At 57.5% G+C, this 16,792-nt stretch carries 11 protein-coding genes, 5 tRNA genes and 1 pseudogene; 6 read left to right on the top strand and 11 right to left on the bottom strand.

Annotation, left to right across the window (positions count from 1 at the left end):
* Positions 1–205: 205 nt before the first annotated feature.
* Complete coding sequence (locus RSSM_RS02630) at positions 206–1,981, bottom strand: helix-turn-helix domain-containing protein (RefSeq protein ID WP_008674193.1); 1,776 nt, start codon at positions 1,979–1,981, stop codon at positions 206–208.
* Between the two features lie 118 nt (positions 1,982–2,099).
* On the bottom strand, positions 2,100–2,612 hold the full coding sequence (locus RSSM_RS02625; protein ID WP_008674191.1) for a hypothetical protein: 513 nt from the start codon (positions 2,610–2,612) through the stop codon (positions 2,100–2,102).
* Between the two features lie 271 nt (positions 2,613–2,883).
* Here RSSM_RS02625 and RSSM_RS02620 point away from each other — a divergent pair, with 271 nt between their 5' ends.
* The 3 genes from RSSM_RS02620 to RSSM_RS02610 are packed head-to-tail and all read left to right on the top strand — an operon-like array spanning position 2,884 to position 7,693.
* Complete coding sequence (locus RSSM_RS02620) at positions 2,884–4,401, top strand: MotA/TolQ/ExbB proton channel family protein (protein ID WP_008674190.1); 1,518 nt, start codon at positions 2,884–2,886, stop codon at positions 4,399–4,401.
* Positions 4,398–6,614, top strand: coding sequence for a hypothetical protein (locus RSSM_RS02615; protein WP_008674189.1), 2,217 nt, complete (start codon positions 4,398–4,400; stop codon positions 6,612–6,614). Before RSSM_RS02620 ends, RSSM_RS02615 begins: the two co-directional genes overlap by 4 nt.
* Positions 6,611–7,693 carry a hypothetical protein gene (locus RSSM_RS02610; protein ID WP_008674187.1) on the top strand — a complete coding sequence of 361 codons (1,083 nt, stop codon included), beginning with the start codon at positions 6,611–6,613 and terminating at the stop codon, positions 7,691–7,693. Before RSSM_RS02615 ends, RSSM_RS02610 begins: the two co-directional genes overlap by 4 nt.
* A gap of 222 nt (positions 7,694–7,915) precedes the next feature.
* Here RSSM_RS02610 and rplK read toward each other — a convergent pair whose 3' ends face one another.
* The 9 genes from rplK to RSSM_RS02565 form a co-directional block, all read right to left on the bottom strand.
* Positions 7,916–8,341 (bottom strand): 50S ribosomal protein L11, encoded by a 426-nt coding sequence (gene rplK, locus RSSM_RS02605; RefSeq protein ID WP_008674185.1) that lies wholly within the window; start codon positions 8,339–8,341, stop codon positions 7,916–7,918.
* A gap of 134 nt (positions 8,342–8,475) precedes the next feature.
* Positions 8,476–9,126: a transcription termination/antitermination protein NusG gene (nusG, locus tag RSSM_RS02600; RefSeq protein ID WP_044300753.1), complete on the bottom strand. Its 651-nt coding sequence runs from the start codon at positions 9,124–9,126 to the stop codon at positions 8,476–8,478.
* Between the two features lie 53 nt (positions 9,127–9,179).
* Complete coding sequence (gene secE, locus RSSM_RS02595; protein WP_008674181.1) at positions 9,180–9,626, bottom strand: preprotein translocase subunit SecE; 447 nt, start codon at positions 9,624–9,626, stop codon at positions 9,180–9,182.
* Between the two features lie 126 nt (positions 9,627–9,752).
* A tRNA-Trp gene (locus tag RSSM_RS02590) sits at positions 9,753–9,825 on the bottom strand.
* A gap of 214 nt (positions 9,826–10,039) precedes the next feature.
* A complete protein-coding gene (gene tuf / locus RSSM_RS02585; RefSeq protein ID WP_044300743.1) occupies positions 10,040–11,236 on the bottom strand; it encodes an elongation factor Tu in 1,197 nt (398 codons plus the stop codon).
* A gap of 238 nt (positions 11,237–11,474) precedes the next feature.
* A tRNA-Thr gene (locus tag RSSM_RS02580) sits at positions 11,475–11,546 on the bottom strand.
* A 109-nt stretch (positions 11,547–11,655) separates the two neighbouring features.
* Positions 11,656–11,726: transfer RNA gene (locus RSSM_RS02575), tRNA-Gly, on the bottom strand.
* An 84-nt stretch (positions 11,727–11,810) separates the two neighbouring features.
* Positions 11,811–11,892: transfer RNA gene (locus tag RSSM_RS02570), tRNA-Tyr, on the bottom strand.
* 222 nt (positions 11,893–12,114) lie between these two features.
* Positions 12,115–12,187, bottom strand: a tRNA-Thr gene (locus tag RSSM_RS02565).
* Between the two features lie 574 nt (positions 12,188–12,761).
* Between RSSM_RS02565 and rsmG the strand changes: the two genes are divergently transcribed.
* The 3 genes and pseudogenes from rsmG (at position 12,762) to cysN (ending at position 16,754) form a co-directional block, all read left to right on the top strand.
* Positions 12,762–13,526, top strand: a complete 765-nt coding sequence (gene rsmG, locus RSSM_RS02560; protein ID WP_008674178.1) for a 16S rRNA (guanine(527)-N(7))-methyltransferase RsmG — start codon at positions 12,762–12,764, stop codon at positions 13,524–13,526.
* Between the two features lie 248 nt (positions 13,527–13,774).
* Complete coding sequence (gene cysD / locus RSSM_RS02555) at positions 13,775–14,686, top strand: sulfate adenylyltransferase subunit CysD (RefSeq protein WP_044300741.1); 912 nt, start codon at positions 13,775–13,777, stop codon at positions 14,684–14,686.
* Positions 14,687–14,811: 125 nt separating this feature from the next.
* Positions 14,812–16,754, top strand: a pseudogene (gene cysN / locus RSSM_RS02550) (sulfate adenylyltransferase subunit CysN).
* Positions 16,755–16,792 lie beyond the last annotated feature (38 nt).

The following is a 16,792-nucleotide window of genomic DNA, read 5'->3' as shown; positions in this document are numbered from 1 at the left end:
GATGCACGTCATCGTATCGCGATGTGAATCCCTATCGTATCCGATCGCCCACCGCGTTTGCACTTGGCGGACGATGAATTCCGGCTGACGTTTCGTGTCAGAATCGAACGGGAGTCTCGGCGTTCCCCCTGTCGCGCGTCAAATCTCTATTTCACGTTACTGTGTCACGCGTCAGGTTCGACGCCGCGACACCGAGTCGCGTGCCTTATTTGCCCCACCCGGCAACGTCGATCAGCATGTCCGTGAGCGAACTGACCGGGGCGGCCGGTTCGGTGTAGCTCCACATGTTGCGAATCAGGTCGGTCATCAGCATGCCGCCGAGGCTCATCACCATCAGGATCAGCATCAAGCCAACTGTTTGAAGCAGCGTGAAGGGGATCTCGTACGCGACCGAGGCTCCGACGGGAGCAGCGGCAGATTGCTCGTAAGATGATTCGTCCGGCGTGAACGGTTCTTCGACCGGTTGGGCACCTTCTTCGATCGCGTCGACGCCACCGAAAACATCTGCTTGACCCTCTTCGAAAACCGGTGCCTCTTCGGCGATCGGTTCTTCAACAAACGCGGGTTCGTCGAAACCGCCGCTGCCGAAGGAATCCGAATTCTCGACATCGATTTCCTGTGATTCGCTTTCGTCGGAACCTTCGAGTTGGATTCCTGATGGCGACAGTTGGAATTCCTCGTCGGACGGGAAGTCCATGTTGGCACCGCTGCCGTCGTCGGGGATTAGCCCCGAGCCATAATCGCTGCCACTCGAACCCGAGCCACTGCCCTCGGCCAGTTCGGCGCCGAGGTCGAGAGCCGAGATGCTGCTGCCGGCGAGGTCGAGCGGTTCGCTCTCGAGCGACAGACCGCTGTCCGATGGGCTCATCAGGTTGATGCCGCTGTCACCCGCGATCGAAATGTCGCTGCCGGCACTGCTGACGATCAAGTCATCGTCGTCGTCCGAAATCACGAGGTCATCATCGTCGGCCAACGCATCATCGACTCCCGATGATCCGCCTTCCTCGGAACTCAACAGCGAACTACCGAGAAGGTTTTCGCTGTCGCCGCTGAGCAGACCGCTGCCGACGGAATCACCCGCGAGCAAGTCGAGTTCGCTGAGGACGTCACCGCTGACTTTGTTGCCACCGGTGATCCCGCTCGCACTATCCTTCAGATCGAGGTCTTCCATCATTTCGAGACTGCTCGCGTTCTCGTCATTGCTGACAAGGTCGAGGTCCATCTTTGCGTCGCTTCCCGCGAGGGCATCGCCGGAGCCGGGTGCCAGGTCCAGACCGCTGATCTCGTCGGAACCTTCGGCAACGTCTTTGAGTGACAGTTCGTCGGACTCTTCGGAGATGTCCAACAGAGGTGAATCGTCATCGGCCTCGAGGTCGAGCACACTGCCGAGGTTGAACTCGTCGCTGTCTTGCGAAGAAGCGGCCGGTTTCGAGGCTGCTTTCTCTTTGCCCGCATCTTCTGGGGAAAGGCTCAGTTCGCCGCTATCGTGGGATAGGGCCGAGCCGGCGATATCGAGTTCGTCCAGATCGAGCGGTAGGCTACTGCCGCTGCCACTGCCGATCGACGAACCGCCGGTGCCGCCCGGGATGATGAGAACATCGCTGCCGCCCGAACCGTCGCCGGCGACCAAATTGACGTCGCTGTCGCTGCCCGAGCCAGAGGCTTCCATTCCGAGATCAATGCTGCTGCCGCCGCTGCCATCCGCGTCGAGGCTAACGTCACTCGGATCGACGTTGCTGCCGTCGCCACCGATGACTTTGCCGACCTTCGAGCCGGGACCGTCTGCACCCAGGATACCGGATCCGAATCCCGAAAGGTTGGGAAGTTCATCGGCCAGCCGTGCGATCTCTGTTTCAGGAAACTTCCAACTCGAACCATCGCGAAAACCGCGGACCTGTCCCTGTGACCGCAAATCGATCAGAGACTGCGTGGGGATGCCGAGTTTTTTTGCGGCTTCTTCGAGTGAAAGATAAGTGGCCATGGCAACGCGGGGTTTGGAAAAGAGGCGTCAGAATGTTTGGCGATGAACCTCACCCCGATTCCTACGTGCCTGCCTTCCGAAACGATCGCGAATGCCTCGGACGTTTCTTAGCGTGCGATCAATGGGATCGCGGCGGAAGTCCTTGCATCCGACGGATTTGATCGGGCAGCGGTGGGGTGACGTTCAGTTCTAATGTGAAGTCGGCGGCAATTTCACGGCTGCTCGCCAGCCGGATTTTGCCTTCAGAACCCACATGATACACGGCCATCCATCGTTTTTCCGCATCTACGATCGTAATTACTTGAGTTCCCGAGTCGTCAACGTGGGAAAATCCGATCAAATCCCCCGAACCGGCAACGTCACGCCCATCGCGAGCCTCGATTACCGAAACTCGGTCGCCGACGACCTGCCCAAACCGGGGGCCATCTTCGCCTAACTTTCGCGGAGTCGCATCGTCCGTCGACGCGTCGGTGTATCCATCGGTGCCGGTGGGACCAAAATTCGGTGTCTGAGCCGTCACGGAGAGCGATTTCTCCGATACCCAGACGCCCCCGATCACTATCCCGACAAACAAAGGCAGCAGGCTGGGGGCGAACTTGCGAAGCGATGTGAGGAGAAAGTTAGTGAACATAAGTCAGTCGGCCTGATCGGTAAGGATCGATTCACTCAGGTGATAATCTGGGCAATCGCGTTTAGAAATCCTCTTTACCCTGCGGACTCATCGCACCGCAAACCCGAATTCGCAGCGTTTTGGTCAAGTTTGACGGTTATGCGGGTCGATCTGGTTGTTCGTACGCACCTCATGATATGGTCGCTTTCGTTCGCGTCAGGATCTCCACGCGGACTCAACACCAGCCGACCTTCGGCCCAGCAGTCACCATCTCGATCGGAAAAGGAGTCCCATGACTCAAACTCCCGAAGACGTCTCGCAAGACCAATCGACGCACGAATCGCCTGGCCCGATTCGGCCGCCGCAATCCGCGACGATGTTAGGCAAGTTGACGCCTCTGGTTATCGGTTTGGCGGGCGGTTGCGCCTTCTATGCCTTTGTCATGACGGTGAACTGGGCTCCGCTGAATCGATATTTCATGGGCCACCCTGTCGCCGTCGCGGCAACGATGCTGTTCACGGTGGCGGTGTCCATTTTGGCGTTCATGACGCTCGATACCGCGTCGCAGCAACGGTCGCTGCGGTTGCTACGCGATGCCGATCTGATGCCGCCTCCTCAGTCGGACAAAGAAAACACTTCGCCGGCGGAACGTTGGCAGAACGACAACGATGCCGGATACGTCGCGCGATCGTGGCGTGCGGCGCTGGCCGGATTGCCGGGATCGACGCGGCAAAGTTCGCTCGTACGGCGGCTCGACGAAGTCCTCACGCGACAGTCACACCGAGCCACCACGACCGAATTGCCCGAAGACCTTCGCGAGTTGTCCGTTCGTGATGCCGACGCCGCGCACGACGCGCTCGGTTTGATTCGCATCATCGTCTGGGCAATTCCGATGTTAGGCTTCTTGGGTACCGTGATCGGGATTACCCAAACGCTCGGCGGGCTCGACTTTACCGACGGGACCGCCGCGGTCGACCGGCTCAAGAGCGGGTTGTACGTGGCGTTCGATACAACCGCGTTGGGATTGGTGCTGTCGGTCGTTGCGATCTTTTTGCAATTCCCGGTCGAACGCGGCATGCAGAGTCTGCTCGTTGATATCGATGAGCGGGTCCGGAACCTGGTGTCGCTCGGATTGCCCGCGGACAACCCTGCCGACAATCAAACTGCGATGATCACGCATCTGTGCAGTGGGATCGAAACCGCGGTTGCGGAGTCTTTGGCGACCCAAGCCAAATTGTGGCGAGAGACAATCGAGGAGGCACAGGAAGCGTGGCGGAGCCAGCACACCGAAGGTGCCGAGCAGTTCCGTCATCTATTGCAGTCCGCAATGAAGCCGGCTCTGACCCATCACGCCGACCGGATCGATGCGTCGATCGGACGTCTCGACGGTGCCGCCAACGCGGTCGAAAACGCACTGCGAGAGCAAACTTCGTTGTGGCGTGGTGCGATGGAGGAGACCGCGACCGAGGTGCAAACTCATCGTCGGACGTTGCTGACTCACACCGAGGCGATGACCACACTGGCGTCGCGTCAGAGCGATCAGGACGCGTCGCTGCGGAACACGTTGTTGCAGGCGATCGAGACTCAAAATCGCACCGAAACAAACGGGCCGGCTCTCGATCCCGCCGTCACGCAGGCCATGACGACGCTCGCACGAGCCGTTGAAATGCTCTCGACGCGTTTGCCTCAGGCCGCCGAACGCCCCACCCGGGCGAATGCCTCGCCGGGACGTCCCGGACGATCGAATGTTGAACCGGCCGCGAAAGCAAACGCTTCGGCCAACCGTGGCTCGCTAGGACGTGCGGCATGAGTCGGCGCCGCGCCGGAATATCACCGTCGCTCTTCCCGTTCCTCGCGGTGCTGATTTGCACCTTGGGGACGTTGATCTTGTTGCTCGCGTTGGTTGCCCAGCAGGCCAACGACGCTGCGGTTGCGCAGGTGGAGCAAGAGAAGCAGGAAAAACTCGCCGTAAACGCGAAGGATAAGCAGCCGGTCGCGGTCGCCTCGGCAAAGTTATCACCGCCGCCGGCCGAGACCGATGAAGATGTGCCGCCGACGAAGATGAGCGCCACGGCAGCCGAGCGATTGATCGAGCAGGAACAGTTCCGTGTCGCTCAGTTGGTCTCCTTTCGCGACGAGCAAACCGCCGAGTTAGAACGCAAACGCGATGAGATCGCCCACCTCGAGTCGCACATGCGAAAGATCAAGGAAAAGCTCGCCGAGTTGAACGCTGAGGTCGATGCGGCCATGGCCGAAGGCGAACGGCCAATCGAAGACATTCAGACGGACGAGAAGACCCTCGTCCTGATGCGAGAAGAGGCGGCGAAGTTGCGAGCGGAGATCGAAGAACTCGAATCGAGTGAACGAGGTGACAAGCCCCGCGTGGTCATCGTGCCTCATCGTGGCCCCAACGGAACCCAGCGTCGTCCGATCTATGTTCTGTGCACCGCCGAAGGTCTGCAGATCCTTCCCGAGGGGGCTCGAATTACCAAGGCGCAGGCTCTCGCCGCGACCGAATCACGAAACCCTCGCAGCAACCCGTTGGGGGCCGCGTTGGGCATCGCTCGCATGCATGCGATGCAGGAATACGGAGATCAACTGCCACCGTATCCGTTGCTAATTGTGCGACCTGACGGAATCTACATGTATCGCATCGCCAGTGCGTTGATGAAGGATTGGGACGATCAATACGGGTACGAACTCGTACCGGGCGAAGTCGATTTGGCGTTTCCCGGTGGTGACAATGTATTGCGTAAAAACATGGAATTGGCGATCCACGAAGCCGCCGCACGCAACTACCACTTCGCATCAGGAGCAGGCGGTGTTGGTGGTCGGGGCAGCGGTGGTGCGGGCGGTTATGGATCAACCTCCGTCGCGTCCCGCTACGCAACTTCGCAACCGAACACGGGGGGATCCTACGCATCGGGGGCGTCCTCGTCAGGCCAACCGTTGCCGAGTGAGTATGCGTCCGAGTCGGGAGGAGGCCAGCAACCCTACACCGGGCAGTCGCAAAGCGGACGTTCGGCGGCCCCCGTTGGTGCTGCGGGCACGTCAGGCCGGGCGCGATCGGCGAGCCGACCTTTGCCAACCCTGTCGGCACGCGACCTTGATCGCCAAGCTCAATCCAATGGGTTTTCGCTGGCCCGCGACCAACGGTTTGACTCAATGGGCAACGTGTTTGCCGAGCCACCCGGGTCACGGGGTGGTTCGTACGGCGCGGCCGGAACGACGACTCAATCGGAAGCTCTCAATGACTTCCTACAAGGGAAAAAGCCGCCGGGAATTGACGGCCCGGCAAACGCCACAGGGGCGGGAACCGATGGCAGTCTCGCGGCATCCTCCGGAGAAAATTCAAGCGGAGAAAGCAGACCCGGGGCGACTGGAAACGATGGCGAGTCGTCTTCGGCCGGAGCATCTCCGCCGGGAGCTTCCATGGCGGGAACCTCCGCGGCTGGAACATCAGCTCAATCGGCCGCCGCGTCGGCAATGGCTTCGGGAACACCGTCGGGGCAATCCGCTCAAATGGCGATGTCTTCGTCGGCATCCGGTTCTCCTCCGATGACCGACGTGGCGATGAAGCTGAACGAGCCGGATCCGTCGTTCCTGCCCGAGCCAATGTCGCCCGAACAAGGTTCGGCTGGAATGCAATCACCTCAGGTCACCCAAAAGATGGTCCGCCGAGAGGGGAAAGATTGGGCGCTGCCTGAGTCGCTCCGCGGAATGGGGGGGACCGAATTTGTTCGACCGATCTCCATGCGTTGCCACCACGACCGATTTGAACTGGTCGATCAAGGTCAGGTTGTTCAGACGTTTGCGTTTGAGCAACAGGACGTCCATGGTGCAACGTTGCAACTCGCCACCGCGATCCGCGATCGCGTCATGGGATGGGGGGCCACCATGCAGGGCGGCTATTGGAAGCCACAACTCGAAGTGAGCGTCGGTCCGCATGCGGAACAACGGTTCCATGAACTGCAAATTCTTATGCAGGGAAGCGGTGTTGATGTGGTAAGGAGATCCCCATGAGCGGACGTCGTCGCAGCACGGTTGAACTCGGTCACGATGCATTCTTGGATATCGTTGCTAACCTCGTGGGCATCCTGATCATTCTCGTGGTCGTCCTGGGAACCCAAACACAACGAATCACCGAGATGTTGCGGGATTCGGTCGAGTCCGAATTGCAAATCGTTGAGAACGATGAGCCTGTTGAGAAGTTAATCGAACCGGCTCCGGAGTCTCCGGTCGAAGCAGTCGCCTCGCGGGCTCAATTGGACAAACTCGGTGAAATGGCGATGCGCGCCGCATCGGCTCAGCGAGACTCGATGCGGATTGAGGCGAATCTGAGACGATACAACGATCAAATCAGCCGACTTTCCGACGCACGCGGACGGTTGCTCGACCTGTTGAGTATCGCCGAAGCAGCCTGGGAAGAGAAAAAAAGCGAGCTAGACGAGACCAAGGTTCTCGCCGCCAAAAATCAGCGTCAGATCCGAGAAATCGAATCGGAAATTGCCGAGTTGGCTGGCACCAAAGAACGATTGGAAAACGAAGAAGCTCCATTGGTTGCGGTCGAGCACCTTCCCACGCCGATGGCCAAAACGGTCTTCGGAGACGAGATCGACTTCCGTCTGAAGGCCGGGAAATTGTCTCTCGTGCCAGTCGAACCTCTGATGAAGCAAATCAAGGAAGATGCTAGGCGAATGACGCAGCGACCGGGCAAGGATGCGTCCACCGTCGGCCCGATCCGAGACTACATCGCGAACTATGTTGTCGAACGAGAAGTCGGTCGCGTGACGCAAAACGGCCGAACCTCAATGGCCATGGCAACGCGGCTCGGGGCGGTCGCGTTTGAACCTCTCAACGATTCGGTCGGGCAGCCGGTCGCGCAGGTTCTCCGCGATCGCAGCTTCCTCGACATCGAATTAGCCGGGCGTGATCCGCATTCGACGACGATCACGGTTTGGGTTTATCCCGACAGCTTTGGCGAACTGCGGCAGCTCAAAGAGCACTTGTATCAGCGAGGTTTTGCGACCGCCGCACGTCCGTTGCTCGACGGGCAAGCGATCATCTTCAGCAGTCGCGGAACCCGGTCGAAGGCGCAGTAGTTTCGATCGCACCAGAGACGGATCGAATGCACCTGACCCAAGACACATTTGACTGCGAACCGTCACGTCGCAATGTATCGAATGCCGGAAGTTCGAATCTTCGGGAGGGGACCCGTGCAAACGAAAACAGCCCCGGTTCTGACACGGGGCTGTATGTACTCGGCTGGATTGCAGGTGAGGGGACGCCTGTTGCCTGCAACGAGCGATTGAAGGCGAGAAGAATTAGCCTTCGACCACGATACCCATGCTGCGGGCGGTTCCTTCGATCATCATCGCGGCTTGGTCGATGCTGCGGGCGTTGAGGTCTTCCATCTTCTTCTGAGCGATTTCTTCGCACTGAGCACGGGTAACCTTGCCGACTTTGTCTTTGTTAGGCACGCCGCTGCCTTTGGCGATCCCGGCTGCTGCCTTGAGCATCGATGCGGCCGGTGGGCTCTTGGTGATGAAGTCGAAGCTGCGATCGTTATACACGGTCACGATCACGGGGATCGGGGTACCGTTGTACTCTTTGGTGCGATCGTTGAACTGCTGAACGAATTGTCCCAGGTTCACACCGAACTTACCGAGCGATGTACCTACAGGAGGGGCGGGAGTCGCTTGACCACCGGGGACTTGGAATTTGGCTTGGCCGGTAACTTGTTTTGCCATGGGAAAACGCTTTTAGCTGTTCTCGAAGAGCCGAGGCTCCGTCGGGACTTGTGAGTGATGTGGAATGTTAAATTACGAGTGGGCAAACGAACGATCAGTGGGCGAGGGACGGCCTGGATGGCGCGTCGTGCCGTTTAGAGCGGTTCGACTTGCCAATGGTCGAGTTCCATCGGGACGCTGCGACCGAAGATATTGATGATCACCGTTACGCGACCGTTGGCTTCGTCGACCACGTCGACTTCCCCTTCTTGATTCTCGAAATTGCCTTCCTTGACGCGAACGCGATCGCCGACTTTGAACGGGATCGCGGTTTTGATCGGTGCTTCGTCTTCGTCGTCGACGAGTGGGCGGTTGATAAAGCGATCGACGTCTTCGGGGTCCATTGGCATCGGATTGCCGCCGGCGCCGGTGAAGTCACTGATACCGTTCGTTTCTCGAACCAGGAACCAGGTGTCGTCGTTGATCGACATGTAGGCCATGATGTACCCGGGCAGCAATTTGCGTTTGGTAACGCGGCGTTTGCCGTCACGGGTGAAGGTGGCAACGTCTTCGGATGGAACGACGATGTCGCCGAAGTACTCCTGCATGCCTTCCATTTTGATTCGTTTGCGGAGGGCCTCGGCAATGGAATCTTCGCGGTTGAATGCGACCTTCAGGATGTACCAATCCATCGGTGATTCATCGTTCACCTCAGGTTTGGGAGGTGCATTCGGGTCCACGGGAGCGGCTGGCGGCAGAGAGGGAGCGTTGCTTTCAGCGGTCGCGTCATCGGCGACCTCGTCCATCGCGGCCGAATCTTCTTCGTTGACAGTCTCGTTCTCGTTAATCTCGTTTTCGCTCACGAAGTGACTCTGAGGGTGCTAAAGATGAACTGCCAAATAACGTCAAACGCGAAGAGCGTGATGGCGAGGAAAAAGATGGTAAAGATCACAACCACGGCAGCCCGTTTGAGTTCATCCTTGCTCGGCCAGGTGACCTTGTTCATTTCGGCTTCGACCGCGATCAGAAAATCGGCGAATCGCGGCCAGTTGACGACGCGGAATCCGAACCACAGTCCCGCGGCGAGCAGCACTCCTGCGATGGAACGAGCGAGAATCGCATTTTCCATCAGCGTTGGCAGGAATCCATACAGGCGCCAGCAGCCCAAGCCAACGATGACGAAGATGGCCAGGGCAGTCAGTTGCCGAACGATGCGGCCTTGGTTCGGCTTGTAAACGTTGGCGTGGAACAGTTCGCTCGCTAAGGGAGCGTCTGCTGCACCAGATTGAGTTATATCTTTTGACATCCCTTAGGTCCTTCCCGGCCGATCGTTCGGCAGGATTTTAAAAACTCTTTTCCGCTGGCTTCCTGCGAACGGAACTGCAATGACCGGCTCCGTCATGAAGGCCCGATCTGGTATTTGATCTGAAAGCAGGGGCGGCGAGAGTCGAACTCACAACCGCTGGTTTTGGAAACCAGTGCTCTGCCAATTGAGCTACGCCCCTGTGACATCGTTGCAACGGGACATCGTGACTACGGAAAATACACCGTGAGCCGTTCCGTGCGGATGTCGATGAACGTTTTGTCAACACCTTGGTGAAAGGATGTTAACGAATCGCCGAAGCCCTGGATGGCAAAAAATCGCTATCCAAGGCTTTCTCGGCTGATTCTAGCGAATGGAGGCTGAAAGCTAAATGCTAAAAGCCGTTCCACGCAATTCTATTCGAGGATCTTGGTGACAACGCCCGAACCAACGGTACGTCCACCTTCGCGGATAGCGAAGCGAACACCGTCGTCCATCGCGATTGGCTTGTGCAATTCGACTTCAACTTTGACGTTGTCGCCAGGCATGCACATGTCAGCGCCGACCAAGTTAGCTGTTCCGGTCACGTCAGTGGTACGGAAGTAGAACTGTGGGCGATATCCGCTGAAGAACGGGGTGTGACGGCCACCTTCGTCTTTGCTGAGGCAATAAACCTCGGCTTCGAACTTGGTGTGCGGGGTGATGCTGCCTGGTTTCGCGAGGACTTGGCCGCGTTGGATGTCTTCACGTTTGACACCACGCAGGAGGCAACCGACGTTATCGCCGGCACGGCCTTCTTCCATTTCCTTACGGAACATTTCAACACCGGTGCAGGTGGTCTTCACCGAGTCTTGCGACAACCCGACGATTGCGACTTCTTCACCGACCTTGACGACACCACGCTCGATACGACCGGTAGCCACGGTACCGCGACCTTCGATCGAGAAGACGTCTTCGATTGCCATGAGGAATGGCTTGTCGTCTTCACGAGCTGGTTCAGGGATGTACTTGTCGAGTGCATCCATGAGTTCCGAGATGCCCTTGCTGGCTTCTGGATCGGATGGGTTGTTGTATGCCGGCAGCGAGCTTCCTTGGATGACAGGAACGTCATCGCCTGGGAAGTCGTACTTGCTGAGCAGTTCGCGAACTTCGAGTTCCACCAACTCAAGCAACTCTTCGTCGTCGACGAGGTCACACTTGTTGAGGTAAACGACGATGTAAGGAACGCCAACCTGACGAGCCAAGAGAACGTGCTCTTTGGTCTGTGGCATCGGGCCGTCTGCGGCCGACACAACGAGGATTGCACCGTCCATTTGGGCGGCACCCGTGATCATGTTCTTGACGAAGTCAGCGTGACCTGGGCAGTCAATGTGTGCGTAGTGACGTGTTGGCGTTTCGTACTCAACGTGAGCCACGGCGATGGTCACAGTCTTCGTTGCGTCACGAACCGTACCGCCCTTCGCGATATCGGAATAACCTTTTGCCTCGGCAAGACCCTTGGCTGCTTGAACAGCGAGGATCGCACCGGTCGTGGTGGTTTTACCGTGGTCAATGTGGCCAATCGTCCCAACGTTCACGTGGGGCTTGGTCCGTTCAAATTTGTCCTTAGCCATGCTGATTCACCTACAATCGCGACCTGCACCACTACCCCCGCTGAGATACGCCCTGCGGAAGCCCTCCTCGCCTGCGACCGTGTTCACACCCACGGTGGACCGCTGACGAATCGGCCGTGCCGATCGCATTCGATCTACAAAAATCGAAACGAAACGGAAATGTTTGGACGTCCCGTATCTGAAAGGACCAACACCTTTCTTCCCACGTGGGAGATGTTGGCCTGCCGGACGACCGGAGAGCTGCTGATGGGATTTGAACCCATGACCTCATCCTTACCAAGGAGGCGCTCTACCCCTGAGCTACAGCAGCAAAAAAAAACTGCTAGTGAACGGCAGTGATGATGCCAGTCAGAATGTCGATCGTGGTCGACGCGTCTGACTCGATCAAAAACCGTAAGTCACTAGTAGCTTTCGTTTTAAGCGGGTGAAGGGAATCGAACCCTCGTATTCAGCTTGGAAGGCTGCTGCTCTACCATTGAGCTACACCCGCGATTGAAAAGGCCAACTCTCGTTTGGGGCAAACGACCTTGGGGTAAGGCCACCTGCCGGGGTGAATCGTTGGTCATTTTCGAAATGGGGGCTATTGGATTCGAACCAATGTAGGCATAGCCAGCGGATTTACAGTCCGCCCCCTTTAACCACTCGGGCAAACCCCCAAAAAATCTTTCAACTCTTTGTGGCGAAGGGAATTCCTATGCCACGGTGTTCGTCATGAAAAACTCGTTCTCTCTGTTTCGATGTGTTTGTACGCTATTCGGCGATTGAGCGAGGTTTCGCCATTCAAGTCGCCGTTTTTTTGCTGGCATCTCAGGTGCTGGTCGACGCCGATGTCTTTCGGCACCTACAAATGTCTTGGTGGTGCACCCGTTTCGCCTAAGAGCCAACGGAGGGATTCGAACCCACGACCGGCTGATTACAAATCAGCTGCTCTGCCAACTGAGCTACGTTGGCCGCTGTTGCCGACCAGGGAAGGCAGAGTGTACCGATCCGCCGTTTGGGAACAAGACGGAATTGAACCAAAATAGGGACTGAAAAACAAAAAAAACGGTTGTAGTGGCCTTCAACGTTGCTACAGACCCTGGATTTATCGCGGCGGTTCGCATTGACGGTCCTGCAGAGCTCGAATCTGCAGCACCTGATCAAAGTGCCACGGGGCGTCGCTACACAATATCCCTGCTGTATCTCCTGCGGTGAGCCAGTTCAGCCTCTCTCTGGGCCTCAGTTGACGCGCCCGTTTTCGCTGTGGTGCGTGGGGATCTCGCGTGAGTTATCGCGAGCGGCCTGCTACAGTGCTGCCTGCTACAGTATTGTGTACTTGTTGCAAAAAATCCTCTGCCGGTGATCGTCTGCCAGTGATCGCCAGTCCGGAACGCTTGCGTTTATTCGTGCAGGATAAATGCGAGTGCGACGCCTGGCCGCGAGAGCGACACGCCGCTGTTTCCCACAGGTTTTAGGTGCGTTTCCGGTTTGTGTTTGCCGCAGGGCACCTTTCCGATCAACCCATGCCTTGCTATCAACTTCGAGAATGACCCAACCAACTGAAAACAACGAACTCGAAGAAACCTTTGAATCCGCCCTTTTGCGATATGGCATGCAGCTCGATGAGCCGCTCGCGGGAGAATTGCGGCGGTACGCGGAGGTGATGTGGAAGTTCAACGAGCAGTTGAACCTGACACGGCATACCACGTGGGACTTATACGTCGGCCGTGACCTCCGGGATTGCTTGCAATTGGCCCACCTGGTCCAGCCCGGTGAAGTGGTGTTGGATTTGGGCAGCGGAAACGGTGTTCCCGGGATTCCGCTCGCGATTCTCCGTCCCGATGTCGAGGTTTCTCTGGCGGAATCGGTTGGAAAACGTGCCAAAGTGCTCGATGAGCTGGTCACGGAGCTTAATCTGAGCGTTCCCGTCTACGCTTCTCGCGGCGAACACCTGTTGGAGGATTTCCGGTTCTCGACGATCGTGAGTCGAGCGGTCGGGAGTCTGATGAAATTCTGCAAGTGGGTGGAGCCGCATTCGGAAAGTTTCGACCGGCTGCTGCTGATCAAAGGGCCGAAGTGGGTCGAGGAGCGGGCGGAGGCTCGGCATCACGGCATTCTGAAAAACTTCGACCTGCGGGTGCTCGCGAGCTATCCGCTCGGGATTCCCGGCGCCGATGAAGCCGGCTCCGGTGAAGTCGAACAGGTGGCCCGCGAACGCGGCGATGAAGTGCTCGCCGATGACGACGACCTGTCTGACCTGCAGGGTCAGGGAGTGATATTGCAGTTGTCACGCAAAGGCCGTTTCGCCTAGCAGTGTTTCCCGCCTGTCGGATTTCTCTCGAACAACTATACTTTCAGCCCAATTGTGCGAAAGTTTGTCGGTTGCGCGGTTCTTGTATGTTACGGCTGCTCGAACCACGCGACGGGTGCTTTTGGGCCGATGCCACTGTTTCGACGCCGTGTTGTCGACCGCCGGGCTTGTCATCTGCTCCCGAAAGGTGTTTCGTGCGCCTTTCCTCTTTTTAGTCCCATTCCTCTGCCACTGGCTGAACGCTTCCCATGTCAGATTATAGCCTCACTCACTTGAGACAGCTCGAGGCCGAGAGCATTCACATCTTCCGCGAAGTCGTCGCCGAATTCGACAAGCCGGTCATGCTGTACTCGATCGGCAAAGACTCCGCCGTGCTGCTGCGATTGGCGTTGAAGGCGTTTGCTCCTGCGAAGCTGCCGTTTCCACTGCTGCATGTCGACACGACGTACAAATTCAAAGACATGTATGAGCACCGCGAAAAATACGTTCGCGGTGAACTCGGTTTGGACGTTCTGGTTCATACCAATGAGGAAGGGCTGAAGCTGAACATTCCCCCGTGGGAAGACAGCGAGCGTCACACCGAGTTGATGAAAACCGATGCTTTGAAGGCGGCGTTGGACAAGTACCAATTCGACGCCGCGTTCGGGGGAGCCCGCCGCGACGAAGAGAAGAGCCGCGCGAAAGAACGCGTGTTTAGCTTCCGTGACAAATCGCACCGCTGGGATCCGAAGAACCAACGTCCCGAACTGTGGAACGTTTACAACGGCCGCGTGAATAAAGGCGAGTCGATTCGGGTCTTCCCAATGAGTAACTGGACCGAACTCGATGTTTGGCAATACATCCACTTGGAACAGATCCCGATCGTTCCGTTGTATTTGTCGGCGCCGCGAAAGGTGATTCGTCGCGACGGTATCTTGTTGATGCGGGATGACGACCGGATGCCTCTGCTGCCCGGCGAAGTCGAGGAGACGAAGATGGTCCGCTTCCGAACGTTGGGGTGCTACCCGCTCTCGGGAGCAGTCGAAAGTGAAGCGACGACGCTGCCTGAAGTGATTCAGGAAATGTTGTTGACTCGAACGAGTGAGCGACAAGGCCGCATCATCGATCAAGACGAAGGTGGTGTTGGGATGCAAAAGAAAAAGGAACGCGGCTACTTCTAGTTCACGCCGCCATGGACCAGCCACGCGCTGTTCGCGTCTCGCCGTTACTCGCGCGGCGAGACCATCTCTGCGACACCGTCTCTCTTCCTACACAGCCAACACCTGATCGTTAAAAGATCCTTCCCATGTCTCATCAATCTGACCTGATCGCTACCGACATTGACGCCTACCTGAAACAGCATGAGCAGAAGCAGCTCTTGCGTTTCATTACCTGCGGCAGTGTCGATGATGGTAAGAGCACGCTCATCGGACGTTTGCTCTACGATTCCAAACTCGTCTATGAGGATGAACTCGCGAAGGTTCAGGACGACTCGGTGCGGCAAGGTTCGGTTGCCGGCGGTTTTGACCCATCCCTATTCATGGATGGATTGAAAGAAGAACGCGAGCAAGGGATCACGATCGACGTTGCGTACCGGTATTTCAGCACTGCCAAACGCAAGTTCATCATCGCGGACACGCCGGGGCACGAGCAGTACACGCGAAACATGGCTACCGGTGCGAGCACCGCGGACCTGGCGATCATCTTGATCGATGCACGACACGGCGTTTTGACTCAGACACGGCGGCACTCGTTCATCGTTTCGCTGTTGGGGATTCGTCACGTCGTCGTGGCGATCAACAAGATGGACTTGGTTGATTTCAGCGAAGAACGGTTCAATGAAATCTGCTCCGACTACCGTGCCTTTGCGGCGCGGTTGGATCTGCCTGATTTGAACTTCATTCCGATTAGTGCACTCAACGGTGACAACGTTGTCGACCGCAGTGAATCATCGCCGTGGTACACCGGTTCGACGCTGATGAACTTCCTCGAAACGGTTTACATCGGATCGGATCGTAACCTGCAGGATTTCCGGATGCCGGTTCAGTATGTGAACCGTCCGAACCTGAACTTCCGGGGCTTCTGCGGAACGATCGCTTCGGGGATCGTGCGTCCTGGCGACGAGATCATGGTTCTGCCGAGTCGCCGGAAATCGAAGGTGAAGCAGATCGTTACCTACGAAGGTGATTTGGAAGAAGCGTACGCACCGCTGTCGATCACGCTGACCCTCGAAGATGAAATCGACGCCAGTCGCGGTGATATGATCGTTCGCAGCGGCAACCTGCCTCGCAGCGAAACCAATGTCGAGGCGATGTTGGTGTGGATGGGCGAAGAGGCGATGGTCCCGGGCAAGACTTATCTGATCAAACACACCACGCAAACCTTGCCCGGCAATGTGCAAACGTTGAAATACCGCGTTGACGTTAACTCGTTACACCGAACGCCGGCACCGACGTTGGAGTTGAACGAAATCGGTCGGGTCGCGATCGAGTTGTCCGCCCCCATTCACATGGACCCGTATCGACGAAACCGATCAACCGGTGCGTTTATCGTGGTCGACCGGATTACCAACTCGACCGTCGCCGCGGGGATGATTCTCGACCGCGGGGCGACCGGCAAGGAACGTAGCGTTTGGGACGACGACATCGAAGCGGCCTCGGGCGATAGCGATGCGGAAGTCTCGGCGGTCTCGGCCGACGAACGTGCGGCGCGGTTCGGGCAGAAACCGGCAACGGTCCTGTTGACGGGACTAACCGGCAGCGGCAAGTCTTCGATCGCCAAAGCGGTCGAGCGTAAGTTGTTCGACGTCGGCCGCGCTGTCGCGGTCATCGATGGCGAACAGTTGCGTCGGGGACTCAGTCTTGATCTCGGGTTCACCGCTGAAGATCGCAGTGAGAACCTGCGTCGCGGCGGCCACCTCGCTCAAACGCTCAACGAGGCCGGTTTGATTTGTTTGGCTGCAATGGTGGCTCCTGCCGAGGACGTTCGCCAGAAGGTTGGCAAACTCATTGGGGACACACGTTATCTTGTGGTGCACGTTGCGACCCCGTTGGAAGTGTGCCGCGAACGCGACACGAAGGGGCAGTACGCAAAGGCCGATGCCGGTGAACTGTTGAATTTCCCTGGGGTGACTGCTGATTACGAAACGCCTGTTTCGCCTGATTTGGTGGTCGATGCGTCCAAGTCATCGATCGGCGAGTGCTCCGACGCGATCATTGATTTATGAAAGAACGAGAGTTTATTAAATGAAACGACGCCTCCTCGCGGTCCTTCTGATGCTCTCGGCT

It is taken from the genome of Aporhodopirellula sallentina SM41, assembly GCF_000346505.1.
GTDB lineage: Bacteria > Planctomycetota > Planctomycetia > Pirellulales > Pirellulaceae > Rhodopirellula > Rhodopirellula sallentina.
The sequence above is the reverse complement of the archived record's forward strand: the minus strand, read 5'-3'. Positions and strand labels throughout refer to the sequence as shown.